We start from the raw sequence: 26,350 nt of genomic DNA, 5'->3' as shown, positions 1-26,350 counted from the left end.
AATTTCAATTAAATAATGATCATATGAGAAAATTGCTACAACAAAACCTGCATAGGGTAAAATATGCATTTATCGGGGTTTCTGTTCAGTGCTTTTCGGTGGGAGTATCATGGGCATCCGACACAAATTCTCAACCAAAAAGCAGTGATCATATTGCCCTTATAGCAGAACCTCCTGGTTTCCGGGGCAGTAGCCAATCTGTTGCGCAGCAGGAAAGAACAATTACCGGTAAGGTGGTTCTGAGTGACATGAACCAGGGGATGCCCGGGGTAAGTGTGCACGTGAAGGGGGCGAGTGTAGGTACTGTTACAAACGCGACAGGCAGCTATACGCTTCGGGTGCCTTCAGAGGAAACCGTACTTGTTTTTAGCTTTATCGGATATGTTGCAAAGGAAGTAACTGTAGGAAACCGAACGGAACTGAATGTTACGTTAGATCCGGATGTCACTTCGCTGCAGGAAGTGGTGGTAGTGGGCTATGGCGAACAGAAGAAAGAAAGTGTTATAGCCGCCATTACCCAAACAAAAGGAGAAGTGCTGGAAAGGGCGGGTGGCGTACAGACTATCGGCGCAGCCTTAACAGGGAATGTGCCGGGGGTGGTTACAACCGCCAGTACTGGTATGCCGGGTGAAGAAGATCCCAGGATTGTGATCAGGGGTACCAGTTCCCTAAGCGGTGCATCTCCTCTCATTCTGGTGGATGGAATTGAGCGCCCGATGAACAGTGTGGATATTAGCTCAGTGGAGTCTGTTTCTGTACTGAAAGATGCCTCGGCTACTGCTGTGTATGGGGTAAGAGGAGCCAATGGGGTAATTCTGATCACCACCAAAAGGGGGACTGAAGGAAAAGCCCAGATTAGAGCCAGGGTGCAGACAACTGTAAAGTCACCATCTAAATTACCCGGCAAAGCAGATGCTTATGACACGTACATAATGCGGAACCGTGTCATCGAAAACGAACTTTCGTTAAGGCCTGCCGCCTGGGCAGATTACCGCCCGCAGGCAATCATCGATAAATACAGAAACCCTGCTGATCAGGAAGAACTGGAGCGATATCCGAACATAGATTGGCAAAAGGAGTTGTTCAAAGATTACGCCATGGCGTACAACGCCAATGTTAACGTAACCGGAGGCACAAAGCTTGTAAAGTATTTTACCAGCATTGACTACCTGCAGGAAAACGACCTTTTTAAAGTATACGATAATAACAGGGGCTACGAGAGTGGGTATGGCTTTAATCGCGTGAACGTGCGAAGTAACCTGGATTTCCAGTTAACACCTACTACCGTTTTAAGAAGTAACCTCTCCGGTTCTTATGGCGTGCAAAAAAGGCCCAGGATAAATCTGAACGAATACAATGCCTGGATTTCTGCCTACAACAATGCACCCGACGTGTTTTATCCCCAGTATGCAGATGGATCCTGGGGTTACTATGCTCCTAATGCCAGCAGAGCAGAGAATTCTATGCGGGTAATGGGAACCAGTGGTGTCAGGTATACGACTACTACGCGTCTCAATACAGATTTTACGCTGGATCAAAATCTCGATTTCATTACGAAAGGCCTCAAGTTTGCCGGTACCATCGCCTTCGATAACACCTTCGTGGAAAGGGACAGAGGAATTAACGACGCGAACAACCCACCTCAGGAAAAATGGATTGATCCTGTAACAGGGATGGTAAGTTACAGACAGGCATTCGATACGAATAACCGTTTTGATTTCCAGGAAGCCGTAGCCTGGACCACCACTTCCGGTGGAGTTGACAACGGGGCCACCCAGCGCAGGCTGTTTTACCAGGCACAAATCAACTACGCTACTACGCTCTGGGATAAACATAACATTACCTCTATGGGGCTTTTCAACCGAAATGAACTTGCCTACGGTAGCGAAGTCCCTCGTTACCGTGAAGACTGGGTATACCGGGCTACCTATAACTACGATGGTAAATACATGTTTGAGTACAATGGTGCCTATACTGGTTCTGAAAAATTCAGTTCTGAAAACCGCTTTGCTTTCTTCCAGTCAGGTGGTGTGGGCTGGCTGATTTCGAATGAGAAGTTCATGGAACCGATTTCCTTTATGGACTACCTGAAAGTAAGAGCCAACTATGGACAAATTGGAGATGATAGTGGTGGTGGCAGATTCCTGTTCATGTCAAACTGGGCCTATGGAGGGCAGGCTAATTTTGGTACTGTGGGAGAGGGAGGCGAGTTGAGCCCCTACACCTGGTACAGAGAAAGTTCTGTTGGAAACCCTGAGCTTCAATGGGAAACAGTAACCAAAGCGAACATAGGGGTTGAGTTCGGGTTTTTTAAGGGCTTAATTAAGGGTAGTGTCGATTACTTTAATGATAGACGCAAGGACATTCTGCTAGTAGGAAATAGCCGTGCAATACCTTTCTATTATGGAGGTGTAGGAGAACTGCAAGCTCCTACAGTTAACGATGGAAGAGTGCAGAACCGGGGATTTGAGTATGAGCTGAATCTCAATTATACTTTCGGAAACGGTTTGTACTTGTGGTCTAACATGAACATGACACATGCACGAAACAAGATAATTGAAGCCGATGACCCACTGTTGCTACCGGAATATCAGAAGCGGGCAGACAAAAGGATTGGACAGGCTTACTCTTATGTTGGCAACGGTTACTATAACACCTGGGATGAGTTGTATGCAAGTACCATCCACGACCAGAACGATTTACATAAACTACCGGGCAACTACCACATCATCGACTTTAATGGTGATGGTGTAATCAATGCGGAGGATAACATCCCATATGGATATTCGGGAACTCCTGAAAACACTTACAATGCGACCGTTGGGTTCGAGTGGAAAGGGTTTAGCGGTTTTGTCCAATTTTACGGCGTAAACAATGTAACACGACAGGTGGTTTTTAATAGTTTCGGCTCACAGAACAATGTGGTTTACGACGAAGGCTCCTACTGGTCTAAAGATAATCCCAATGCCGATACCCCGCTGCCCCGTTGGAACTCAACCCCGGCAGGCTACTACAGAGGGCACCAGTACATGTTCGATGGCTCTTATATCCGCCTTAAAAACTTAGAAATTGCCTATACCTTAAACTCCAGTTTAGTGAGGAGAATAGGTATGAGCAATGTGCGAATTTTTGCGAACGGCAACAACCTGTTCTTGTGGACGAAAATGCCCGACGACCGGGAGTCAAATTTTGCAGGCACGGGATGGGCTTCACAGGGCGCTTACCCAACTGTGAAAAGGTATAACGTTGGCGCTAATATCACTTTCTAAATTACCAGTTATGAGAAATTTATTGCAATATATACTGAGATGTGGCCTCGCACTAAGCTTGATTATGTTTGCTTCCTGCGAAGACTACCTGGAAAGAACTCCCGATTCTGTTGTGGCTCCGGATGATGCCTTTCGGAATTTCAGGAACTTTCAGGGCTATACGGAAGAGCTTTACAGCTGCATTCCTGATTTCACCAATGCCTACTGGACTAACTCCTGGAACTGGGGAGATGATGAAATACAATCAACTGCACGCGATTTCCATTTTGACGTAAAGATCGACAACGGGAATTTCTGGGGATGGCAGCGGGAGCATGATGGCTGGGGAGCCGGTTGGATGGATGGTGGCGGTAATCCTGCTACCAACAATGATAGAATGACAAAGAGGCTGTGGCCATTAGGGTGGTATGGGATACGAAAGGCTAATCTTGGTCTTGCCAACCTGGACAAAATGACCGATGCCACAGATGAAGAGAGAAACCTGGTGAAAGGCCAGTTGCTTTTCTTCAGGGCCTGGTTTCACTTACAGTTTATACAGTACTTCGGTGGTCTTCCTTACATCGATACAGTACTGCCTTCTGATGAACCCTTAAGACTGCCCCGCCTGAGTTACCACGAGAGTGCTGATAAAATAGCCAAAGACCTGAGAGAAGCTGCTGACTTACTTCCCCTTGACTGGGATAACACTGACCCAGGAAGAAGAACGCTGGGTAAGAATGCACTGCGCATAAATAAAGCCATGGCTTTGGGTTATTTAGGAAAGAACTATCTCTATGCTGCCAGTCCGCTCATGAACTCTGTTTCTACCGGAAGCAGAACATACCATGCAGAGTACAGTAGAAAAGCTGCAGAGGCATTCGGAGAGTTGCTAACCCTGGTTGAAAGTGGGCAGACCTTATATCAACTGCTTCCTTTTGCCCAGTATTCCACTAACTTTTATACAACAGGGCAGAACTGGCGGATGCCAGGAGGGACAGAGGCTATATTCCGTGCTCCTACCTGGGGTGCCAACGGGTCAAACTGGGGTACAAGTAAGCAATACCAGCCATCGCCAGATCTCGCCGACGGTGATGTTAAGTTTGTGCCTACCTCTAATTATGTAAACAACTATGGGATGGCCAATGGGCTCCCAATCAAGGATATAACAAAGGCTGACCCGGAGTCTGGTTATGATCCGGAATTTCCATGGCGCGGACGCGATCCGCGCTTCTATCACGATATTGTGTATGATGGAGTAAAAACAGTTCAGGGAAGTATACCGGCAGATGTAAAAGAACCTGAAAAAGTTCGTTACGCCAGCCTTTACACTGGTGGTAGATTCAGAAATGTGACCACCGGGAGCCGTACAGGATACCTGCTTTACAAGTTTATTCCTATAAACGCAAACAGGTTTGATGGCGGGTTTGATTATGGAAACAGCCTGCATGTTAAAGTTCCCTACATGCGTTTAGCCGATGTATATCTGATGTATGCGGAGGCTGCTGCGCAAGCCTATGGCTCTCCGTCTGGTAAAGCTCCCAACTATAGCAAGAATGCCACAGAAGCGATCAATGTGCTTCGTGAAAGGGCTGGTGTTGGACCAGTGGCTACAAAGTTTCTTGGTTCTGTAGATGCCTTTATGAGTGAGTTAAGACGTGAGCGGGCTGTAGAACTGGCTTATGAAGGGCACCGCTTCAACGACCTTCGCCGCTGGTTAATGCTTATCGAAAGTCCTTACACCATCAAAAAATCAATTGAATTTGACAGGATAGGTGAATTCAATACACAGGATCCAACACAAAACCGTGTGGCAAATATACGGGAGGTGGTTATTCTGGAACGCAAGTTCAGTGAAAAGCACTACTGGTTACCACTAAAGAATGCGGATGTAAACATGTACTCGGAGCTTTATCAAAACCCAGGTTGGTAATGCCAGTTATGATTTGATTTATAAAGTTTAAAACTGAACGTATGAAATACTTATATAAAAGAATAGTACTGGGGGCTCTCATTACCGTATTACCAGCGATAGTACAAGCCCAGACCAATGATAAAATTAATGTAAAGGCTATCGTGCGGGATTCGAATGGTAACCCGATCAGTGGTGTCGTAGTAAAAAATGAACTGGATATAGCCAGTAACACCGTTACAGATTCGCTCGGTACCTTTTCCTTAAGCACTTCTCCTAATGCAATCCTGCTCATAGGGGCACCTGGTTACAGGTCTGCTTCTGTCCTTGCAAGCTCTGAGTTAAGTTATATTACCATGATGCCGGATCAGAGTTCCAGAGCGGTACAGGTGGCGCATCGTAAAGTTAAAGAAGGAGATCTGAACGGCGATGTATCCGTAATTAACGTTTCGGAACTGCTGGAAAAGAACTACATGACGTCTAGCCTGGAAAACATGCAAGCCTTAGTGAACGGTTTTCATGGCAACATATGGGGCATGGATAGTTATTTAGTGTTGGTAGACGGCGTGCCACGCGATGCAAGTAGTGTGATGCCTACTGAGATTGATCAAATTTCATTCTTAAAGGGTGTAGGCGCTGTTGCTCTTTATGGTAGCAGGGCTGCCAAGGGGGTTGTGTACATCACTACAAAAAGAGGCGAGGTAAAAGATTTGCAGATCAGAGCAAGGGTGAACAGCGGCGTGTTTGTGCCGAAAAGCTACCCGAACTACCTGGGATCAGCCGAATATATGACCCTCTACAACGAAGCGCGGCGTAATGATGGATTAGATGAATTGTATACGGATGGGACTATCTACAACCATGCCTCCGGCCTGAACCCTTACCGTTATCCTAATGTAGACTATTTTTCGTCTGAGTATCTGAGAAAGTCTTACAACCGGCATGATGGTACGGTTGAAATAAGCGGAGGAAATAAATTAGCCCGTTACTATACCAACATTGGCTTTAATACAGCCGGCTCATTGCTGAACTTTGGAGAAGCTATAAAAAACAATAGATCTGATCGTTTAAATGTTCGCGGAAATGTAGATGTTAACATTACGGATTATATCTATGCTAAAGTAGATGCTGCGGCTATTTACAGTAATGGACGCGGCGTAAACACCAACTACTGGCAAAGTGCTGCTACACTTCGGCCTCACAGGTTTGCCCCGTTGATACCTATAAGTATGCTGGAGGCAAATGATGAGGCTTCGTGGCAGATGGTCAACAATACCCGGAACATCATTCATGAGAAGTATGTTTTAGGTGGAACTCAGTTAGACCAGACCAACCCTTTTGCAGCCATCTATGCCGGAGGAAACTCACAAAATACCAACCGTCAGTTCCAGTTTAATACGGCAATCGGCGCCAATCTGGATAATGTGATCAAAGGCCTGGCGTTCGAATCAACGTTTGGGGTAGACTACGCCACGTCCTACACACAGTCTTTTAACAACGATTACGCTATATTTGAAGCCACCTGGAATAACTATGCCGGTTATGACCAGATTTCCAAACTGACACAATACGGAACTGATGCCAGATCAGGCAATCAAAACGTATCGAACAGCTCTTTCAGGCAGACACTTGCTTTTTCCGGGCAGCTGAATTACCTGAACACCATAAACGATAGCCACACCATTTCAGCTATGCTGGTTGCCAATGGGTTCCAACAGGCTAACTCAGGGGTTTACCATAAAAACAGCAATGCAAACCTGGGTATCCATGTGGGGTATAATTTCAGGAATAAGTATTATGCTGATTTTAATGGTGCCATAGTGCACTCGGCTAGGTTGCCTGAGGCTAACAGAAGAGCTTTTTCTCCTACTGCCTCCCTGGCCTGGCGAATCAGCGAAGAAGATTTCCTGCGGGGATCATCTGTGGTGGATAACCTGAAGCTTTCGGTTTCGGCGGGAAGGTTGTATACCGACCTTAGTATGTCTGACTACTACATGTACACGAACATGTACACGCAGACAGACGGTGCCTGGTACAGTTGGAGAGACGGTGCACTAAACAGAACAACTGACTCCAGACAAGGTGCCAACGCAAATCTGACTTTCTCGAAGCGGGATGAAGTGAACGTGAGCGCTGAGGCATCTTTGTTTAAAGGACTGCTTACGATGGAGGGAGCCTTCTTTGCAAATGAAATGACAGGCAATGTAGTGCGGGCTTCTGCTTTATACCCTAGTTATTTTTCTACCGGGTGGCCTAATTCCTCTTTCATTCCTTATGTAAACTATAACGACGACCAGCGAATAGGCTTTGATTATAACTTAAACTTTAACAAAAATTTCCGCGGGGTAGAATGGTCTTTGGGATTTATAGCGAGTTACTACGAAACCAAAGCCACCAAACGGGCAGAATTGTTTGAGGATGAATACCAGAAAAGACAAGGAAGACCAATAGATGCTATCTGGGGATTACAAAGCGCTGGTTTCTTTACAGACAATGAAGACATTGCAAATTCACCAAAGCAGTCATTCGGACAGGTACGGCCGGGAGACATTAAGTACATCGATCAAAACGGCGATAAAGTCATTAACGAACAGGACGAGGTATACCTCGGGCGGGGCGGTTGGTACGGCGCTCCACTCACTTTAGGTCTAAACTTAACGGCTAAGTGGAAGAACTTCACCTTTTTTGCTTTAGGGCTCGGCCGCTATGGGGCACATGACATGAAGAGCAGCTCTTACTTCTGGATTGCCGGTGAAGACAAATACTCCGAAGTGGTACGCGATCGCTGGACAGAAGAGACGAAAAACACAGCCACTTATCCGCGTCTGACGACGCTGGGCAGGAACAACAACTTCAGGAACTCAGACTTCTGGCTTTATAATAGCAACAGGTTTGATCTGGCTAAAGTGCAAATTTCTTATGACCTGCCCCTTACATTCTTAGGCAAATCATTTGTGCGCGAGTTGGGTGTGTATGTAAACGGGCTTAACCTGCTCACGGTCTCTAAAGAGCGTGAACTGATGGAAATGAATGTGGGAAGTGCTCCCCAGACAAGGTTCTATAATGTAGGGGTTAAAGCATTATTTTAATTAAGGATAATTTAAAGATATGAAAAAGAGAACTATATTCTTTTTATCAGTAGCTCTTATGTTTAGCAGTTGCGAAGACATGTTTGATCCAGCCATACAGAATATTCGTGACATCGACGGTATGTACGGAGAGCCTATATTTGCCCAGGGAATTTTGCTGAACGGTTATGCCCGTATCCCGACCAATAGCTACTCTTTTAATGATGTGGCAACAGACGATGCTGTAAGCAATGATGTGAACAACAACTACTTGAGAGCAGCTACGGGGCAATGGGCCGCCAACATGGACCCTTTTAACCAGTGGACAAATTCCAAAGCAGCCATACAGTACCTGAACATTATGCTGAAAGAGTCAGATAAAGTTCAATGGGCCAATAACGATGTGGTGAGCTCTATGTTTAACGACCGGATGAAAGGGGAGGCGTACGGATTACGCGCACTTTTTATGTATTACTTACTCCGGAGCCACGCGGGATGGGCCGGGGGTGAATTGCTTGGCGTTCCGATTGTGCTGGAGCCCGAAGATACCTACTCCGACTTTAACAAGCCACGAGCTACCTTTGAGGCATGTATGCAGCAAATCTACAGCGATCTGCAAAAAGCGGAGGAACTACTGCCACTGGATTATGTAGAGATTAAGAACATATCGCAGGTGCCTGCCAAGTACCGTATTGGAAGCGAAGTAGATGCCGTAGACAATTATGACCGGGTGTTCGGAGAATTTGCCAAACTGCGCATGACAGCCCGTATTGCGAAGGGCATAAAAGCCCAGGCAGCCTTGTTAGCAGCAAGCCCTGCCTACAACACAGGCAATACCACTACCTGGGCCGACGCAGCCAGATATGCCGGGGAAGTATTGGAGCTAAACGGAGGTATTGGCGGTATCGATCCTAACGGTGGTAGCTGGTATTCAAATGCTAACCAAATTACAGGACTCGCATCAGGAGCAAATCCGCCTGAAATACTGTGGAGATCAGATCTGAGTGAGAGCAATGAGCTGGAGCGCCAGCATTTTCCGCCAACTCTTTTCGGAACCGGCCGACTGAACCCAACGCAAAATATAGTAGATGCCTTTCCGATGAGCAACGGATACCCTATTTCGCATGCAGCGAGCAATTACAATCCGTCGTCACCTTATGCCAACCGGGACCCACGCTTAACCAGGTACATCCTGGTAAACGGAAGCACAGCCGGCGTTAACAACACCACTATCAGGACAGCGGCTGACGGTGGCACAAACGATGCGTTAAACAAAGTGGAAACCTCTACGCGCACAGGGTATTACCTGCGAAAACTTCTGCGCCAGGATGTGAATCTTAACCCCCAGTCAACTACGCAGCAAAGGCGTTATCAGCCCCGCATTCGCTACACAGAGCTGTATCTTGCCTATGCCGAAGCTGCCAATGAAGCCTGGGGACCTAGTGGTACCGGTAGCTTTGGATTCTCAGCTTACGATGTAATAGCCGCTATCAGAAGGCGCGCAGGTATCAGTCAGCCCGATAACTATCTGGAGTCTATCCGGTCGGATAAGGAAGCGATGCGGGAAATGATCCGAAATGAACGCCGCTTAGAACTGAGCTTTGAAGGCTTCCGCTTCTGGGATTTACGACGCTGGAAGGCAAACATCAACGAGACAGCCCGTGGTGTTCAGATAATGAATGGAGCTTTTCAGGTAATCAATGTAGAAGACAGGATTTTTGGCGAACACATGAATTATGGACCTGTTCCATACAGCGAAATCTTAAAATTTGGCGCTTTATCACAAAACAACGGATGGTAAGGAGAAAGAGTCCTGTTACATCTGTAAAACAACCCTATAACAAAAGTCATACAAATGAAAAAGATATGCTTTAATTTTTTAGCCTTACTAGCCATCATGACCTCATGCGAAAATCAGGAAATGGTGTTCCCGGATTACGACTACCAGTCGACTTACTTTGCCTACCAGTTTCCGGTGCGAACTATCACGCTCGGGGAAGACATCGTGGACACTTCGCTGGACAATGCCCGCAGATGTAAAATCATGGCCACCACAGGAGGTGTTTATGATAATAAAAAAGATGTTACCATTAATATAACAGTAGATAATTCGCTTGTGGAAGGGTTTCTGTTTAATCCGGATGATACCGAGATGAAAGCGATGCCTGCCAGCTACTATAGCCTGGTGTCAGACAAAATTGTTATCCCGCCGGGCAGCCTGATAGGTGGCGTTGAAGTAGAGCTTAAGCCGGAATTTTTTGGTGATCCGCTTGCTCTGGAAAAGAACTATGTAATTCCTGTGCGAATGACTAGTGTGCAGAATGCAGATACTATTTTATCGGGCAAACCATTGGTTCAGAACCCAAGAAGAGGCGTGGCGGATGATTGGAATGTTGCTCCCAAAGATTATGTGTTTTATGCTGTAAAATACATAAACCCCTGGCATGGATTTTACCTTCGCCGCGGAAAAGATGTAATCGAAGGTAAAAACGGAAACACTTCCCTGAACCAGACGGTGGTAAGGCAGAAGCAATATGTGGAAGAGGATGAGTTAATTAAATTAACTACCCAAACCTTGAGTAAGTTAAAATTACCTGTTGTATACAAAGATACACAAGGGAGAAACATCAATGCCGATCTGCTTCTAACATTTGATGAACAGGGTAACTGTACCGTATCTGCAAATTCTACGGCGTACACAGCCACCGGTAGCGGAAAGTTTGTGAAAAGAGGAGAAAAGAAAAGCTGGGGAAACACAGACCGCGATGCACTTTATCTGAACTACACGATCAATTTTGATGACATAACAGCTACAACAACTGACACCTTGGTGATGAGGAACCGTGGAGTAGCTATTGAAACATTTTCTCCGGTACAAAAGTGATTTAAACATCAGAAAAAATGGATATGAAACATTTTTATAAATTAGGTCTCTGCATGATCGGAATGGCACTGGTTGCTGCCTGTGAACATGAGCCGCTCGAGTTTAATGTAGATAAACCGGTACATTTTGCTGCACAGGAAGAGATTGATGCTTATGAAGATCTGAAAACCTATCTCGATAGACAAGCTGCTGGAGAGTTCAGGCTGGGGACAGGTATCGCACTTTCAAATTACCTCAGCAAAGGGGTAATGTACAGGCTTGTCAACCGCAACTTTGATGAAATAACTCCCTGGAATGAGATGACGCACCAGGCTGTTGTTCAAGAAAACGGCAGGTTAAACATAGCCAATCTGATACAGCTCGTTTCTGTCGCGAAAGATGCTCAAACTACTATTTATGGACAACCGCTTACCTGGCATTTAAACCAGAACGCCACTTACCTGAGAGGTTTGCTTTCCCCTTTAATTGTAGAGTCGCCTGCATTTGTTAATTCGTTGCCTTTAACAGGCTTAACTTCAGGCACGCTTCAAGGGTGGGACCACTCCGGTGGAGTTTCTATAGTTGAAAATGACGGTATGGGAGGAGGAAAGGCTGTAAAGCTTGTATCGGGCGCAGCTTCTTCTCAACCAGCTGATTTGCAACTGGTGACGCCTGAAATTCCAGTTGTTCCGGGTAGTGACTACGAAGTTATCTGTTACATCAAGTCTGACGCTCCGGGTGAAGGCCGTATTTCTTTTGAAGGCCTGAATAACAATACGCCTGTTGTGGACTGGATGAAGACCGGGCAAGCAACAGAGACATTTACCACCGGCATTGGCTGGCGAGAAATCAAGTTTAAGATCAATGGTTTCCAGGGAGACAAAATCAGGCTTAAGTTCGATCTGGGATATGCTCCCCATGTAACGTACCACCTGGATGTAAAAAACATGTATGTGTACAATACCAAGGGAGATCGCATTGAGAATAACCTGATTCCTGTCGGAGATTTTGAAACAGGAGTGAGCTTTGGCGGTTGGGGCAACAATTCAACCAGAGGGATTACAGAAGCAGGGCAGGGTGTACAGGGCGGACGCGCCTTCTACGTTACCAATCCATCTAAAACCGCTAACTACTGGGATGTGCAAACGCTGTATGAACTGCCCGGCGGAGCTTTGCAGAACGGCAAATTGTATAATCTTAGCTTCTGGGTAAAGGGCACTGCGCCAGGTACGATCAGGCCTGAGATGCAAAGCGCAAATTATTCTTCCAATGGATTTGGAGCGGTAAGCGTAACCACTGAATGGACCAAGGTTGAATTGGCTACAACCATTAATGCTGCCGACAGGAACCGCTTTGTGATTAGCTATGGAGAGTTGGCCGGTACCGTTTATATCGATAAAGTGATGCTGACCATGGATGGTGCCACTTCCGGAGGTGAAACAACTGTGGTAGAGAGAACCCAGGAAGAGAAGAAAGGCATTATTAACGGACAAATGGAGCGATGGATTTCTGGTATGGTAAAAGCTATGTCGACCGCTGTAAAGGCCTGGGATGTGGTAAAGGATCCGATGGACGATAGTAAGCCTCTCGAGCTGAGGTCCGGTATTGGCAAAACATTAGGCGACAATGAGTTTTACTGGCAGGACTATCTGGGGAAAGACTATGCCGTGGAGGCCTTTAAGCTAGCCAGAGAGCACGGGAACAGTAGCGATTTGCTGTTCATCAGCGATCATAACCTGGAAAGTAACCTGGAGAAATGCAGGGGACTTATTCAGTATGTAACGTATCTGGAAAGTAAGGGTGCAAAAGTGGATGGCATCAGTACGCAAATGCACATTAACCTGTATACAGATAAAGAAAATATTGCTACTATGTTCGGGCTACTCGCCGCCACCGGTAAGATGATCAAAGTATCTGAACTGGATGTGGCACTTGATATTGACACAAACCTGGCGACTCCGGAACATTTTGCAGCCCAGAAGGAAATGTATAAATATGTAGTGGACAAATACATGGAGCTGATTCCGGCAAATAAACGCTACGGTATTACAACCTGGACTCCGGTGAACGACGGCTCAGGACTTTGGGCTACCTCCAATTATACACGCAAACCTTCCTATGCTGGTTTTGCAGATGCCTTAAAGTCAAAGTAAGTCCTGTTACAGTAGGGAAAGATCAGCAACAAGCGCTTCATAGACTTTTTTATGAAGCGCTTGTTGCTCCTTGCTTCAGGTACAGCCAGTGGCACAGCGGATGTGCAAAGATCCATTACATGACCTCATAATTTAGAAGATAGTTCTTATGATAAGATTGTTACTTACCGCCTTTTTTCTGCTTTTCTTTATAACGATTGTTCCTGCTCAACAGGTAAACGAGCGGACCGTCCCCCCAAATTTTGACCAGTTGCAGAATAACATTGCCCATGGTCACATCGATACCATTGTTTATCATTCAAAAACAGTAGGAGTTGATAGGAAAGCATTGGTTTATACCCCACCAGGCTATGCAAAGTCGAAGCAATACCCGGTCTTGTACCTGTTGCACGGCATAGGCGGAGATGAGCTGGAATGGCTTAAAAACGGCCAGCCGCAAATTATTTTAGATAACCTGTATGCTGCGGGCAAGGCAGAACCTATGATTGTGGTCCTCCCAAACGGAAGAGCCATGAAAGAGGATAGGGCAGTCGGAAATATATTCGATAAGGCAAAAGTAGAAGCCTTTGCCAATTTCGAGAAAGACCTGCTCCACGACCTTATTCCGTTTGTGGAAGCACATTACCCGGTGTATACCGATCAAAAGCATCGTGCTGTAGCGGGTCTATCGATGGGGGGCGGTCAATCTTTGAACTTCGGATTAGGAAACTTAGACCGCTTTGCCTGGGTAGGTGGCTTTTCGTCTGCACCCAACACCAAAACTCCTGCCGAGCTACTTCCCGATCCTGCAAAAGCTAAAGAGAAACTGAAACTGCTCTGGATTTCCTGCGGTACCCAAGACAACCTGATGAACATCAGCTCACGCACGCATGCCTATCTGGAAGAGCACCAGGTGCCGCATATTTTTTATGAAGAACCAGGGGGGCACGACTTTAAAGTCTGGAAAAACGACCTCTACTTATTTGCTCAACTCCTGTTTAAGCCTGTTACTACCTCAAATCCAGCCAAAACGTTAAAAAAGGCAACACCGAAGTAGTTTGCGCTAGAAGTGGCACAGGCATGAACCTTCCGGGGCAGGGGAGATTAACATGATAGTAAGTTTGCTTTTAACTGAAAACCGTAACAGGCTTTGGCCGCATATGCATACCAGTGTAAGCTTTAAAGTAAACCGGTTTAGGTAAATTGCAGCGATAAGTTACATAGCAATAAGAAAATGTTACATCAAATAAACAGATGTAACATGGCCTGAAAGACTTGATCTATAAAGATGGCCGCTTTTCTTCCAGCTTCCATAGCTTTGCCCACCAGCGAATAAAACAGAGTACCTGCCTATCAGGAATGGGAAATGCACGTAGGAAGCATGGGCGGTAAGGAATACATCGCCGTTGATTCTGCCAGCAACGTTTAGAGTGAACCGGATTAAAAAGCTTTCGCAGCTTGTGCTCAGTAAGTGATTACAAGCTTATTGTTTTAAATCAGGAAAATACCTGAAACAGGTAGAGTAATTCTGCTAGAAATTTTTCTTTAATAAAGCCATTGCCCTAAAGCAAAGAAACCTAAAACATACATGAAGTTTAACAAATACTCCATCCGTTCGGTAATAGCCATTGTTTGTATGGTTGTTGTAGCCGGTGCCTGCAGGGTAACAAAAACCGAAGCCGAAGAAGCAACCCTTAAAAGTGCTTTCGAAGGAAAATTCTATATAGGCACGGCTCTAAATACGGGCCAGATTACAGGAAGCGATGTGGCTTCGATTCAGGTGGTGAAAGAGCACTTTAATGCTATTGTGGCAGAGAACTGCATGAAGAGCGGTATGATCCAACCCAGGCAGGGGCAGTTTAACTTCGAGCTGGCCGACCAATTTGTAGCGTTCGGAGAGCAGCACCACATGTTCATCAACGGGCATACGCTTATCTGGCATTCTCAGGCTCCGCGATGGTTTTTTACCGATAGCCTCGGCAACCAGGTGTCCCGTGAGGTTTTAGTGCAGCGGATGAAAGACCATATCTATACTGTGGTGGGCAGGTACAAGGGGCGCGTGCATACCTGGGATGTGGTTAACGAAGCCATCCTGGATGATGGTTCCTGGCGAAAAAGCAAGTTCTACGAAATAATAGGGGAGGACTTTGTGAAACTGGCTTTCCAGTTTGCGCATGAGGCAGACCCTGCCGCTAAATTAATGTACAACGATTATTCCATGTCGCTGCCCGGTAAAAGGAAAGGAGTGGTGGCCATGGTAAGAAAACTGCAGGAGCAGGGGGTGCAAATAGACGGAATAGGCATGCAGGGGCACTTGGGGCTAGACTTCCCGACCACAGAGGAATTTGAGAAAAGCCTGCTGGCCTTTGCCGGCCTGGGGGTAAAGGTTTCCATAACCGAATTAGATATTTCGGTGCTTCCTTCGCCATGGGGAAACGTTGGGGCCGACGTATCTGCCAGTTTTGAATATCAGCAGAAAATGAATCCGTATACCAAGGGCTTGCCGGATTCTGTGAGTACAGCTTTCAATGAGCGTTACCTAAGCTTCTTCAACTTATTTGTAAAGCACCAGGATAAGATCGAGCGGGTAACCCTTTGGGGAGTGAGCGATGCGCAGTCCTGGAAAAACGACTGGCCTGTGCGCGGCAGAACCGATTATCCTTTGCTTTTCGACCGCGAAAACAAACCAAAAGCTGTCGTAAACGCTATCATGAAAGCGGCGTAACAGCAGTTTACAGTTAAGAACAATTAACCCTTATTCTGATGCATCAAACCACCTTAAAGAGTCTGTTTTTATGCTGCGGACTTTTCATCAGCACCATGTTGTTTTGCCTGGGGCAGGAGCTGCCCGCAAAAGTTACAAGCCCTGATCAGCAATTGCAGGTCGAGGTGTTCTTACAAAACGGCCGGGCGCATTACCGGGTAGTATTCAAAGGGGAAATGGTTCTGGAAGATTCTCCCCTGGGGGTTGTAACCAACCTGGTAGATTATGACAGCCAGCTGACACTGCTTAAAACCGAGCAGCATACAATTAACCAGCAGTACCGCCTGGATAGGATGAAGCAGTCTCAAGTGCAGTACCAGGCCAACGAATTAGTCTGCTCCTTTGTAAACAAAGACAAGAAGGAGATACAAGTTGTGTTCAGGGTCAGCAACAACAACATTGCTTTCCGTTATGCCCTGCCCGCCTCCGGTGATCCTTTAGCACTGGTGGTGGAAAAAGAGGCCACCGGGTTTAATTTTCCGCAGGAGGCCAAAGGTTTTTTAACGCCTCAATCCAAGTCCATGGTTGGTTTTGCAAGAACAAAGCCCAGCTATGAAGAAGGGTATTATATAGAACAGGACATTGCGGCAAAATCAGCGGCCGGCCTGGGCTATACCTTCCCGGGCCTGTTCCGGGTTAAAAGCAACTGGGTACTGCTTTCCGAAACCGGTGTCAGGTCAACCTACTGCGGCGCTCACCTCAGCGACCCGACAAAGGACGGGCTCTACACCATCGCCTTTCCGGACACAACAGAAAACAACGGCTTCGGGAGCACTGGAGCCGCCATTGGCTTGCCTGCAACAACGCCCTGGCGCACCATTACCGTTGGCAACAGCTTAAAACCCATCGTGGAAACCACCATTGCCTTTGATGTGGTGGAGCCTTTGTATGAACCCTCTATTGCCTATACGTACGGCAAAGGAACGTGGAGCTGGATTATGTGGCAGGACCAGAGCATGACGTACGAAGACCAGGTAACCTATATAGACCTGGCCGCACGCTTGGGGTATCAGTTCATCCTGATCGATGCCCTGTGGGATGCAAACATCGGCTATAAGCGGATGGAGGAACTAATCCGTTACGCTGCTTCGAAAGGAGTAGGCGTGTTTCTGTGGTATAACTCCAACGGGGTTGCCAACGATGCCCCGCAAACACCTAAAAATAAAATGAACACAGCCATTGCCCGCAAAAAGGAGATGCAGTGGATGAAGCAGAATGGGGTAAAAGGCATTAAGGTAGACTTCTTTGGAGGCGACAAGCAGGAAATCATGCGCCTGTACGAAGACATTCTTTCCGATGCCAATGATTATGGCCTGATGGCGGTGTTCCACGGCGCAACTCTGCCCCGCGGCTGGGAACGCATGTTTCCGAATTATGCAGGAAGTGAGGCCGTGCTGGCATCCGAAAACCTGATGTTTAGCCAGGGTGCCAACGACAGGGAGGCTTTCAATGCCACGATACACCCTTTTATCCGCAACGCCGTGGGCAGTATGGAATTTGGAGGAGTGGTGCTGAACAAGCGCTACAACCGGGGCAACAACGGTGGAAATTACCGGAAAACAACCGACGTTTTTCAACTGGCCACGGCTGTGCTGTTCCAGAACCCGGTACAGTTTTTTGCCCTCGCCCCCAACAACCTGACTGATGCGCCTGCTTTTGCCATCGACTTTATGAAGCAGGTGCCGACCACCTGGGACCAGACCATGTTTATAGAAGGGTACCCGGGCAAGTACTGTGTGCTGGCTCGGCAGCATCAGGGGAAATGGTATGTAGCAGGCATTAATGCGCAGGCAGAAGCCGTGCAGCTGAAAATAAAGTTACCGATGTTGGCGGGCCAGGAAGTTACCTTCTATGGCGACGAAGCGGGCGGCAACAGTTTTTCCAAAAGCCTGAAAATAAATAAAAAAGGAGAGGTGCAGGTGGTAATACAGCCACAGGGAGGAATCGTTATAAACCAGTAGACACCTGAGCACCCACGAAGTGCTTTAAAGAATAGAACATGAAATTAACCAGGAGTTGTATTTGTTGCTTATTGCTTCAAGTGGCGGTGCTGTTTAATGTGCTTGGGCAGCATCACACTCCCCTCAGGCTCTGGTACGACCAGCCGGCGCAGCAATGGGTGGAGGCCCTGCCTGTCGGGAACGGGCGTTTAGGCGCGATGGTTTACGGGCATCCTGCCAAAGAAATCATCCAGCTGAATGAGAATACGGTGTATGCCGGGCAGCCCAACCGCAACGACAACCCGCTTGCAAAAGACGCGCTTCCGGAGGTCCGGAAACTGATTTTTGAAGGAAAATACGACGAGGCACAGGAGCTTACCAACCGGACGTTTATCAGCAAATCCTCTCATGGCATGCCCTACGAAACGGTGGGTAACCTGCGGCTCTCCTTCGACGGGCACGAGAACTTTACCGCTTACCAACGGGAGCTCGATCTCGAAAATGCACTGGTAACCTCCCGTTACAGCAGCAAGGGCGTCAACTACAAAACAGAGGTGCTTTCCTCTTTCCCTGACCAGGTTATCATTTACCGTATCACAGCCGATAAACCCGGTTCCATCAGTTTTACGGCAACCATGGACAGGCCTGCCAATGCCAAGGTTTCTGTCAGAGGCGAAGGCGAATTGGTACTGACAGGAAAAACAAGCGATTTTGAGGGGGAGAAGGGGCAGGTAATGTTCCAGGCATCGGCAAAGGTCAGGAGCAAAGGCGGTAGCATTCGGGCACAGCAAACGGAACTACGGGTGGAGCAGGCCGATGAGGTAACGCTGTACATCGCCATCGCCACCAATTTTAACAACTACCGCGATATCAGCGGCCAGCCGGCGGAGCGGGTAGAGCGTTACCTGCAGAAAGCTGTCGGCAAAGGCGCAGAGGCTATCCGGCAGGATCATATTGCCGACTATAAGCACCTTTTCGACCGGGTTAGCCTGAACCTAGGTGAAACTGAAGCAGCAAAGCTGCCAACCAACCAGCGGATAGCGCAGTTCAGAACAGGCAACGATCCGCACCTGGTGGCGCTGTATTTCCAGTTCGGGCGCTACCTGCTGATCTCTGCTTCACGGCCGGGCGGGCAGCCGGCAAACCTGCAGGGGATCTGGAACGACCAGCTGACACCACCTTGGGACAGCAAGTATACCGTTAACATCAATACCGAGATGAATTACTGGCCCTCCGAAATCACGAATCTGACTGAACTCAACGAGCCCCTGGTGCAGATGGTTCATGAGTTATCTGAATCGGGCCGCCAGACAGCACGCGACATGTACGGAGCAAACGGGTGGGTGCTGCACCACAATACCGATCTCTGGCGCATCAATGGGCCGGTAGACGGTGCTTTCTGGGGTATGTGGCCCATGGGCGGCGCCTGGCTGTCGCAGCACCTGTTCGAGAAGTATGCCTTTTCGGGCGATAAGCAATACCTGGCTTCCGTTTACCCGGTGCTGAAAGAAGCCTCCCGCTTTTTTCTCGATGTGCTGGTAGAGGAGCCGGAGCATAAATGGCTGGTGGTGGCTCCTTCCGTTTCACCTGAAAACGCACCTTCCGTACACCCTGGCTCAGCCGTGGCGGCAGGTACCACCATGGATAACCAACTGGTATTCGACCTGTTTCATAAAACCATTAAAACAGCAGAACTTCTTAAAACCGACCCGGAACTGGTGGCGCAACTAAAGCAGCACCTGCAAAGGCTGCCGCCGATGCAGGTAGGCAAATGGGGGCAGCTCCAGGAGTGGATGCACGACTGGGACAACCCCAAAGACGAGCACCGCCACGTATCGCACCTGTACGGCCTTTATCCATCTAACCAGATTTCGCCTTACCGCACGCCGCAGCTGTTTGCGGCGGCCCGTACCTCCCTGCTGGCTCGTGGCGACGAATCCACGGGCTGGTCGATGGGCTGGAAGGTGAACCTGTGGGCGCGGCTGCTGGATGGCAATCATGCCTTTAAACTCATTCAGGACCAGCTGTCGCCGTCTATCCAGCCAGACGGGAAGCAAAAAGGAGGTACCTACCCGAACCTGTTCGATGCACACCCGCCTTTCCAGATCGACGGAAACTTCGGCTGTACGGCCGGTATCGCCGAAATGCTGCTGCAAAGCCACGACGGTGCCTTGCACCTGCTGCCTGCCCTGCCCGATGCCTGGAAAACCGGAAGCATCAGCGGGCTCAGAGCCAAGGGTGGTTTTGAAATTGATATGAACTGGGCCGACAACAAACCGGGGGAAGTAACCATTCAATCGGCTTTGGGAGGCAATTGCCGCATCCGCTCCTACTACCCGCTCACGGGCAAAGGCCTCAAAAAGGCAAAGGGCACAAATGCGAATTCTTTTTACCAGGTAGATGCCATAAAACAACCCTTAGTTTCACCGGAAGCAAAGGCTGCAAACGCGGAGCTGAAACAAGTGTATGAATACGACCTTGCCACCAAAGCAGGAGGAACTTACACTATAAGCCTGAAGAAATAAGAGGAGGTATTGGTGCTAACTAGCACGTTGTTAAATGAGAAATTAAAAGTTAGAAGTTAGAAATGATGCTCCCGGAATATAAACAATAGCTCATCGGACATCTGGCTGTGTACTACTCTTGAACAATGTACAGCAAGAAAAGTCTCACTTTAATAGGGGGGACAAAGGAAGTACCAGTTTACATCTGTTACTGGTGAAAAAACAATTAGTTGAAGTTCTGTAAATAAACGTGTTCTTATACCTAAAAGAAAATCATTTGAAAATATGAAGCATCTGCGCAACCTGACCCTGCTTGTCGTTATGCTGATGATAAGCACCGCCGCTTTTTCACAGGACAAGAACTTCCACATCTACCTGTGCTTTGGGCAGTCTAACATGGAAGGCCATACCAAATTTGAACCGCAGGATACTATCGGAGACAAACGGTTTAAGGTCTTGGAAGCCGTGGATTGCCCCAACCTGGGCCGCAAAAAAGGAGAGTGGTACACGGCAGTGCCCCCTTTGAGCCGGTGCAACACCGGCCTTACACCGGCCGATTACTTTGGCAGAACACTTGTGGCCGGTCTGCCGGAAAACGTAACGGTAGGGGTGATTAATGTAGCGGTCGGAGGCTGTAAAATTGAGTTATTCGATAAGAACAACCATGAATCTTATGTGGCAACAGCCCCTGACTGGATGAAGGGAGCTCTGGCCCCTTATGAAAACAACCCCTACGGACGCCTGGTGGAGATGGCGAAACTGGCCCAGAAACGCGGTGTAATCAAAGGCATCCTGCTGCACCAGGGCGAATCCAATACCGGCGATGCCGAATGGCCCGCAAAAGTAAAAGGCGTATACGAGAACCTGCTGAAAGACCTGGGCCTGGAGGCCGCCTCTGTTCCCCTGCTGGCAGGTGAAGTGGTAGGAGCAAAGGAAAACGGGGCCTGCGCCAGCATGAACGCCATCATAGCCACACTGCCAACAGTTATTCCGACCGCACATGTTATTTCTTCGGAAGGCTGCACGGCTTTGCCCGACCGCCTGCATTTCACAGCAGAGGGTTATAGGGAATTAGGGAAAAGGTACGGCGAAAAAATGCTGGCCTTAACAGCAGCTAGCACTACGCAGAAAAAGCAGGGAGGCAGAAAAACTAAATCAAAATGAAAAAACAGTTAACCCTTTCTTTCCTGGGCCTTGCGCTGCTGCTGGCATTGCTGTCTGGTTGTGCTGCTACAAAGCAGGAAGAAGGCGTAAAAGACGCCCGCGGGAAAATGAAACCCTGGACAGCCGGTGCTGCCGAAACAGGTAAATACCGCAACGTGTTTCGGGAGGCCGGTTATGCCCAGGCAGATATTGATGCCAAACTGGCCAAAGCGTACCAAGACCTTTTCGAGGGGCCTGACAGGGTTTACTTCGAAGTGGGCGATTCCATGGCTTACGTGTCGGATATCAAAAACAAGGATGCCCGCACCGAAGGCCTGTCTTACGGACTGATGGTGGCGGTGCAGCTCGACAAAAAAGAGGTATTTGACCGCTTGTGGCGCTGGACCAAAAAATACATGCAGCACCAGGGTGGTCCCCGGGATGCCTACTTTGCCTGGAGTGTGGAGCCGAAAACAGGCAAACGCAATTCCGATGGTTCGGCCTCGGATGGTGAGCTGTATTTTGTAACCTCTCTTCTGTTCGCCTCGAACCGCTGGGGGAACGACACAGGCATAGATTACTACGCCGAAGGAAGAAGGATACTAGACGCTATGTGGAGCAAAGACGGCACCATGAACATCAAAAACGTGCTGAATGTAGAACACAAGCAAATCAATTTTGTGCCGGAAGGCGATATGTACGATTGGACCGATCCCTCATACCATGTACCTGCCTTTTTTGAGGTATGGGCCGCATATGCCAGAGACGGGCACGAGCAGTTTTACCGTGACTGCGCCGATACGGCACGTGCTTTTCTGCACCGGGCCACACACCCGGTAACGGGCCTTACCCCCGACTATTCCGAGTTTAGCGGTGCCCCGCACAGCAGGGGCCGCATGGGCGACGCCTTCCGCTACGATTCCTGGCGTGTACCCATGAATATCGCCATGGACTATAGCTGGTACGCCAAAGACAAGGAGTGGCAGCAGGAGTATGGCAGGCGCATCCAAAACTTCCTGTACAGCAAGGGGCTCGAAACCTACGGCGACCAGTATAACATCGACGGATCAACACCTGACTGGATACTGCCTGCCGGTGGTTACCAGAAGCTGCGTCATTCCCTGGGTTTGGTTTCAACGGCGGGTGCCGCTTCCATTATGGGTACCCAGGCTAAAAGCTGGAAATTTGTGGATGAGGTATGGAATGCCAAGCTGGAGCCGTACCCCGACGGCTACTTCGACCCGTACTATGATGGCTTGCTGTACCTCTTCAGCCTGATGCACTTAAGCGGTAATTACCGGATCATTACGCCCGGCATGAAATAAACAAAACACTTCCTATGAAATATAACTTCTTGAATCGGGTTCTGTTCGCACTTTTCTTCCTGGCGGTAACCATACCTGTCAGCGGGCAGGTGGCGCAAAACCCTCTGATACACGCCGATGTGCCCGATATGGCCATGATACGGGTAGGAGACACCTACTACATGAGCAGCACCACCATGCACATGAGTCCCGGCGTGCCAATCATGAAATCGAAGGACCTGGTAAACTGGCAACTGGTGAGTTATGCCTACGATGTGCTTGGCGAGGTGGATGAGCTGACGCTGAACAACGGGAAAAGCACCTATGGCAGGGGTTCCTGGGCCAGCAGCCTGCGGTTCCATAACGGCACCTACTACGTATCCACCTTTGCCCAAACCACAGGCAAAACCCATATCTATACCACAAAAGACATCGAAAAAGGCCCCTGGAAGGAAACCTCCTTTCAACCTTCCCTCCACGACCATACCCTCTTTTTCGATGACGACGGGCGCATTTACATCATCTGGGGCGGCGGTAAACTTTCTATCGCAGAGCTTCAGCCGGATTTGTCGGGGCTAAAGCCCGGCACGGAAAAAGTGCTGATCGAAAACGCCACTGCACCGGCCGGTCCGGAAGTCGGGCTGCCTGCCGAAGGCTCCCAGCTGTTTAAAGTAAACGGCAAGTACTACCTGTTTAACATTGCCTGGCCCAAAGGCGGCATGCGTACCGTTATCGTGCACCGTGCGGATAAGATTACAGGTCCTTACGAAGGAAGGGTGGCCCTGCAGGACAAAGGGGTGGCACAGGGAGGGTTAATTGATACGCCGAGGGGCGAGTGGTTCGCTTACCTGTTCCGCGATAATGGCGCTGTAGGCCGCATCCCATACCTGGTGCCGGTGACATGGGAGAATGGCTGGCCCGTACTAGGGGAGGATGGCAAAGTGCCGGAAACCTTACAGCTGCCTGCCAGCAAAGGCCTACTGCCGGGTATTGTGGCCTCCGACGAGTTTACCCGTAAAAAAGGAGAGTCTGCACTGCCGCTGGTGTGGCAGTGGAACCACAACCCCGCCCATGCGCTTTGGTCGGTTTCGCAGCGAAAGGGTTACCTGCGCCTGACAACCGGCCGCACGGACAATGATTTTTTAGCAGCCCGGAATACGCTTACCCAGCGCACCATCGGGCCGGAGAGTGCCGGTTCTACCTTACTGGATGTTTCTAAACTGAAGGAAGGCGACTTCGCCGGGCTTGCCCTGTTGCAGAAAAAGTACGGGCTGGTAGGCGTTAAATTTGAAAATGGCGTTAAATCCATTGTTATGGTAAATGCACAAACGGACAGCGCTGTGGAGGCTGAACGTGTGCCGCTCCACCAAAAAACGGTGTACCTGAAAGCGGAATGCGATTTTACCGATCGCAGGGATGTGGCTAATTTCTTTTACAGTTTGGATGGGAAGACCTGGAAAAAAATAGGCTCCTCCCTCAAGATGGAGTACACTCTGCCGCATTTCATGGGTTATCGCTTTGGCTTGTTCAACTACGCCACCAAAACACCGGGGGGCTATGCTGACTTCGACTTTTTTCATATAAACGACCGCCTGAGCGGAGAGGGAATTACCGGGGTGAAATAAGAAGCGCCCGTGCCGGTTGCACTACATGTATTTTCAAGTTTTAAATAATGCGTATGAATCTAATGAATCGTTTTCTAACAAAAGCATTCCTGTTACTTACCTGCTGCTTCGGCCTCTTGCATTCGGCCAGTTATGCGCAGGAAAACCAGAAGTTCCTGAACCCTATCATGGCCGGGTTTTACCCGGATCCCGCCATCTGCCGGGTTAACGACGACTATTACCTCATCCTTTCTTCGTTTGCCTACTATCCGGGTGTACCTATCTTCCATAGCAAAGACCTGGTAAACTGGAACCAGATTGGCAACATCCTGGACAGGCCGGAGCAGCTGAACCTGGATAAGCACGGCGTGTCGAGAGGAATTTTTGCCCCGACTCTTTCCTACCACGATGGCGTATATTATATGATCACAACCCTGATAGACAGAGGCGGTAATTTTGTAGTGACAGCGACCAACCCGGCCGGTCCGTGGTCGGAACCGGTATGGCTGCGCGATGTGCATGGCATCGATCCGTCCCTGTTTTTCGACGACAATGGGAAAGCCTATGTGATCTATAACGGAGACGCCCCCGATAACAAGCCGCTCTACAGCGGGCACCGCACCATCCGGCTGCAGGAGTTCGACTATAAAAACCTGAAAACCACCAGTGCTCCTGTTATCCTGGTAAACGGCGGCGTCGACATCTCTAAAAAGCCTGTCTGGATTGAAGGGCCGCATATTTACAAGAAAGACGGCTACTATTACCTGATGGCCGCAGAAGGTGGTACCAGTGTAAACCACTCCGAAGTAATCCTGCGAAGCCAGAAAGTAAATGCGGACTATGTGCCTTTCCCGGGCAACCCGATCCTGACGCAGCGCCACCTGCCGGCCAACCGGAAGAACCCGGTTTCTGCCACCGGCCATGCCGACCTGGTGCAGACGCAGAACGGAGAATGGTGGGCTGTTTTCCTGGCTACCCGCCCTTACGACACCGAAGACCACTATAATATCGGCCGCGAAACTTTCCTGGCCCCTGTGGAGTGGAAAGACGGCTGGCCTATTATTAATCCCGGCCACGAAGAAGTGCAGTATTCCTACAAGCGACCCAACTTACCGGCAGGCGAGGCTCCGAAGCTTCCGCTCAACGGCAACTTTACCTACAAAGATGAATTCCGGGAAAGTACCCTGCCTTTACACTGGCTGATGCTGCGTACGCCGCGCTCCGAGTGGTACAGCCTGAGCAAGCCTGCCGGAAGTGTTACCCTGGATGTGCGCCCTGAAACAATCTCCGGTGACGCCAACCCTTCTTTTCTGGCCAGGAGGCAACAGCACATCCGTGGCACTGCCAGTGCTAAAATGGATTTCAAACCCGCTTCTTCCGATGAATTTGCCGGTATCGTGGCTTTCCAGAACGAGTCCCACTACTATACCATTGGTAAAACAATGGCCAACGGCAAGGAAGTAGTGCAGCTGCGCAAGTCTGAAAAAGCTACCGAGGGCGGCCCCGAAACTTCTGTGCTGGCCGAAGCGCCTGTAAAAAAGAAAGATGCCAAAAAGCCGCTTTACCTGAAAATTGAGTTCAACGCAGGCAAGTATGCCTTCTATTATGGTTCCAAAGAAGGCGATTGGACCCTGCTGAAAGACAATGTAGACGGTACTTTTTTAAGTACACGCACAGCAGGCGGTTTTGTAGGGGTAACATTAGGTATGTACGCCACCTCGCAAGGCAAGGCTTCTACCGGAAAAGCTTCGTTCGACTGGTTTAACTACGAAGGCAACGACGCCATCTACGAGACCTCAACTGCAAAGAAGAACCCGTAACATCAGGTACGCAGCGTAATGTGACATACCTTATCGTTGCGTGATGCTTTA

At 48.7% G+C, this 26,350-nt stretch carries 14 protein-coding genes; all 14 read left to right on the top strand.

What is annotated here, in order from left to right; translation table 11 throughout:
- The first annotated feature begins 23 nt into the window (after positions 1–23).
- The 14 genes from C1N53_RS08380 to C1N53_RS08315 all read left to right on the top strand — a co-directional run bounded on the left by C1N53_RS08380 (position 24) and on the right by C1N53_RS08315 (position 26,299).
- Positions 24–3,269: a TonB-dependent receptor gene (locus C1N53_RS08380; RefSeq protein ID WP_137758874.1), complete on the top strand. Its 3,246-nt coding sequence runs from the start codon at positions 24–26 to the stop codon at positions 3,267–3,269.
- 64 nt (positions 3,270–3,333) lie between these two features.
- Positions 3,334–5,178: a RagB/SusD family nutrient uptake outer membrane protein gene (locus tag C1N53_RS08375; protein WP_240773433.1), complete on the top strand. Its 1,845-nt coding sequence runs from the start codon at positions 3,334–3,336 to the stop codon at positions 5,176–5,178.
- A 41-nt stretch (positions 5,179–5,219) separates the two neighbouring features.
- Entirely contained in the window at positions 5,220–8,246 is a 3,027-nt protein-coding gene (locus tag C1N53_RS08370; RefSeq protein WP_137758872.1) for a SusC/RagA family TonB-linked outer membrane protein, read from the top strand.
- 19 nt (positions 8,247–8,265) lie between these two features.
- Complete coding sequence (locus C1N53_RS08365) at positions 8,266–10,026, top strand: RagB/SusD family nutrient uptake outer membrane protein (RefSeq protein ID WP_137758871.1); 1,761 nt, start codon at positions 8,266–8,268, stop codon at positions 10,024–10,026.
- A 54-nt stretch (positions 10,027–10,080) separates the two neighbouring features.
- A complete protein-coding gene (locus C1N53_RS08360; protein WP_137758870.1) occupies positions 10,081–11,109 on the top strand; it encodes a DUF5627 domain-containing protein in 1,029 nt (342 codons plus the stop codon).
- 23 nt (positions 11,110–11,132) lie between these two features.
- Positions 11,133–13,241, top strand: a complete 2,109-nt coding sequence (locus tag C1N53_RS08355) for an endo-1,4-beta-xylanase (protein ID WP_137758869.1) — start codon at positions 11,133–11,135, stop codon at positions 13,239–13,241.
- Between the two features lie 148 nt (positions 13,242–13,389).
- Positions 13,390–14,277 (top strand): esterase family protein, encoded by an 888-nt coding sequence (locus tag C1N53_RS08350; RefSeq protein ID WP_137758868.1) that lies wholly within the window; start codon positions 13,390–13,392, stop codon positions 14,275–14,277.
- Positions 14,278–14,808: 531 nt separating this feature from the next.
- Positions 14,809–15,945: an endo-1,4-beta-xylanase gene (locus C1N53_RS08345; RefSeq protein WP_137758867.1), complete on the top strand. Its 1,137-nt coding sequence runs from the start codon at positions 14,809–14,811 to the stop codon at positions 15,943–15,945.
- A 38-nt stretch (positions 15,946–15,983) separates the two neighbouring features.
- Entirely contained in the window at positions 15,984–17,945 is a 1,962-nt protein-coding gene (locus tag C1N53_RS08340; RefSeq protein ID WP_137758866.1) for a glycoside hydrolase family 97 protein, read from the top strand.
- Positions 17,946–17,983: 38 nt separating this feature from the next.
- Positions 17,984–20,449, top strand: a complete 2,466-nt coding sequence (locus C1N53_RS08335; RefSeq protein ID WP_137758865.1) for a glycoside hydrolase N-terminal domain-containing protein — start codon at positions 17,984–17,986, stop codon at positions 20,447–20,449.
- 264 nt (positions 20,450–20,713) lie between these two features.
- Positions 20,714–21,592 carry a sialate O-acetylesterase gene (locus tag C1N53_RS08330; RefSeq protein WP_137758864.1) on the top strand — a complete coding sequence of 293 codons (879 nt, stop codon included), beginning with the start codon at positions 20,714–20,716 and terminating at the stop codon, positions 21,590–21,592.
- On the top strand, positions 21,589–22,896 hold the full coding sequence (locus C1N53_RS08325) for a glycosyl hydrolase family 8 (RefSeq protein WP_137758863.1): 1,308 nt from the start codon (positions 21,589–21,591) through the stop codon (positions 22,894–22,896). Before C1N53_RS08330 ends, C1N53_RS08325 begins: the two co-directional genes overlap by 4 nt.
- 14 nt (positions 22,897–22,910) lie before the next feature.
- On the top strand, positions 22,911–24,500 hold the full coding sequence (locus tag C1N53_RS08320; protein ID WP_137758862.1) for a glycoside hydrolase 43 family protein: 1,590 nt from the start codon (positions 22,911–22,913) through the stop codon (positions 24,498–24,500).
- Positions 24,501–24,562: 62 nt separating this feature from the next.
- Positions 24,563–26,299 carry a glycoside hydrolase family 43 protein gene (locus C1N53_RS08315; protein ID WP_137758861.1) on the top strand — a complete coding sequence of 579 codons (1,737 nt, stop codon included), beginning with the start codon at positions 24,563–24,565 and terminating at the stop codon, positions 26,297–26,299.
- Positions 26,300–26,350: the final 51 nt, after the last annotated feature.

The organism is Pontibacter sp. SGAir0037, assembly GCF_005491705.1.
Lineage (GTDB): Bacteria > Bacteroidota > Bacteroidia > Cytophagales > Hymenobacteraceae > Pontibacter.
Note: the sequence above shows the minus strand (reverse complement) of the source record. Positions and strands in the feature narration are given on the sequence as shown.

Excerpts from the sequence above, each read along its gene's own strand:
- C1N53_RS08380 (WP_137758874.1), top strand. The coding sequence starts at position 24 with ATGAGAAAATTGCTACAACAAAACCTGCATAGGGTAAAATATGCATTT.
- C1N53_RS08375 (WP_240773433.1), top strand. The coding sequence starts at position 3,334 with ATGTTTGCTTCCTGCGAAGACTACCTGGAAAGAACTCCCGATTCTGTT.
- C1N53_RS08370 (WP_137758872.1), top strand. The coding sequence starts at position 5,220 with ATGAAATACTTATATAAAAGAATAGTACTGGGGGCTCTCATTACCGTA.
- C1N53_RS08365 (WP_137758871.1), top strand. The coding sequence starts at position 8,266 with ATGAAAAAGAGAACTATATTCTTTTTATCAGTAGCTCTTATGTTTAGC.
- C1N53_RS08360 (WP_137758870.1), top strand. The coding sequence starts at position 10,081 with ATGAAAAAGATATGCTTTAATTTTTTAGCCTTACTAGCCATCATGACC.
- C1N53_RS08355 (WP_137758869.1), top strand. The coding sequence starts at position 11,133 with ATGAAACATTTTTATAAATTAGGTCTCTGCATGATCGGAATGGCACTG.
- C1N53_RS08350 (WP_137758868.1), top strand. The coding sequence starts at position 13,390 with ATGATAAGATTGTTACTTACCGCCTTTTTTCTGCTTTTCTTTATAACG.
- C1N53_RS08345 (WP_137758867.1), top strand. The coding sequence starts at position 14,809 with ATGAAGTTTAACAAATACTCCATCCGTTCGGTAATAGCCATTGTTTGT.
- C1N53_RS08340 (WP_137758866.1), top strand. The coding sequence starts at position 15,984 with ATGCATCAAACCACCTTAAAGAGTCTGTTTTTATGCTGCGGACTTTTC.
- C1N53_RS08335 (WP_137758865.1), top strand. The coding sequence starts at position 17,984 with ATGAAATTAACCAGGAGTTGTATTTGTTGCTTATTGCTTCAAGTGGCG.
- C1N53_RS08330 (WP_137758864.1), top strand. The coding sequence starts at position 20,714 with ATGAAGCATCTGCGCAACCTGACCCTGCTTGTCGTTATGCTGATGATA.
- C1N53_RS08325 (WP_137758863.1), top strand. The coding sequence starts at position 21,589 with ATGAAAAAACAGTTAACCCTTTCTTTCCTGGGCCTTGCGCTGCTGCTG.
- C1N53_RS08320 (WP_137758862.1), top strand. The coding sequence starts at position 22,911 with ATGAAATATAACTTCTTGAATCGGGTTCTGTTCGCACTTTTCTTCCTG.
- C1N53_RS08315 (WP_137758861.1), top strand. The coding sequence starts at position 24,563 with ATGAATCGTTTTCTAACAAAAGCATTCCTGTTACTTACCTGCTGCTTC.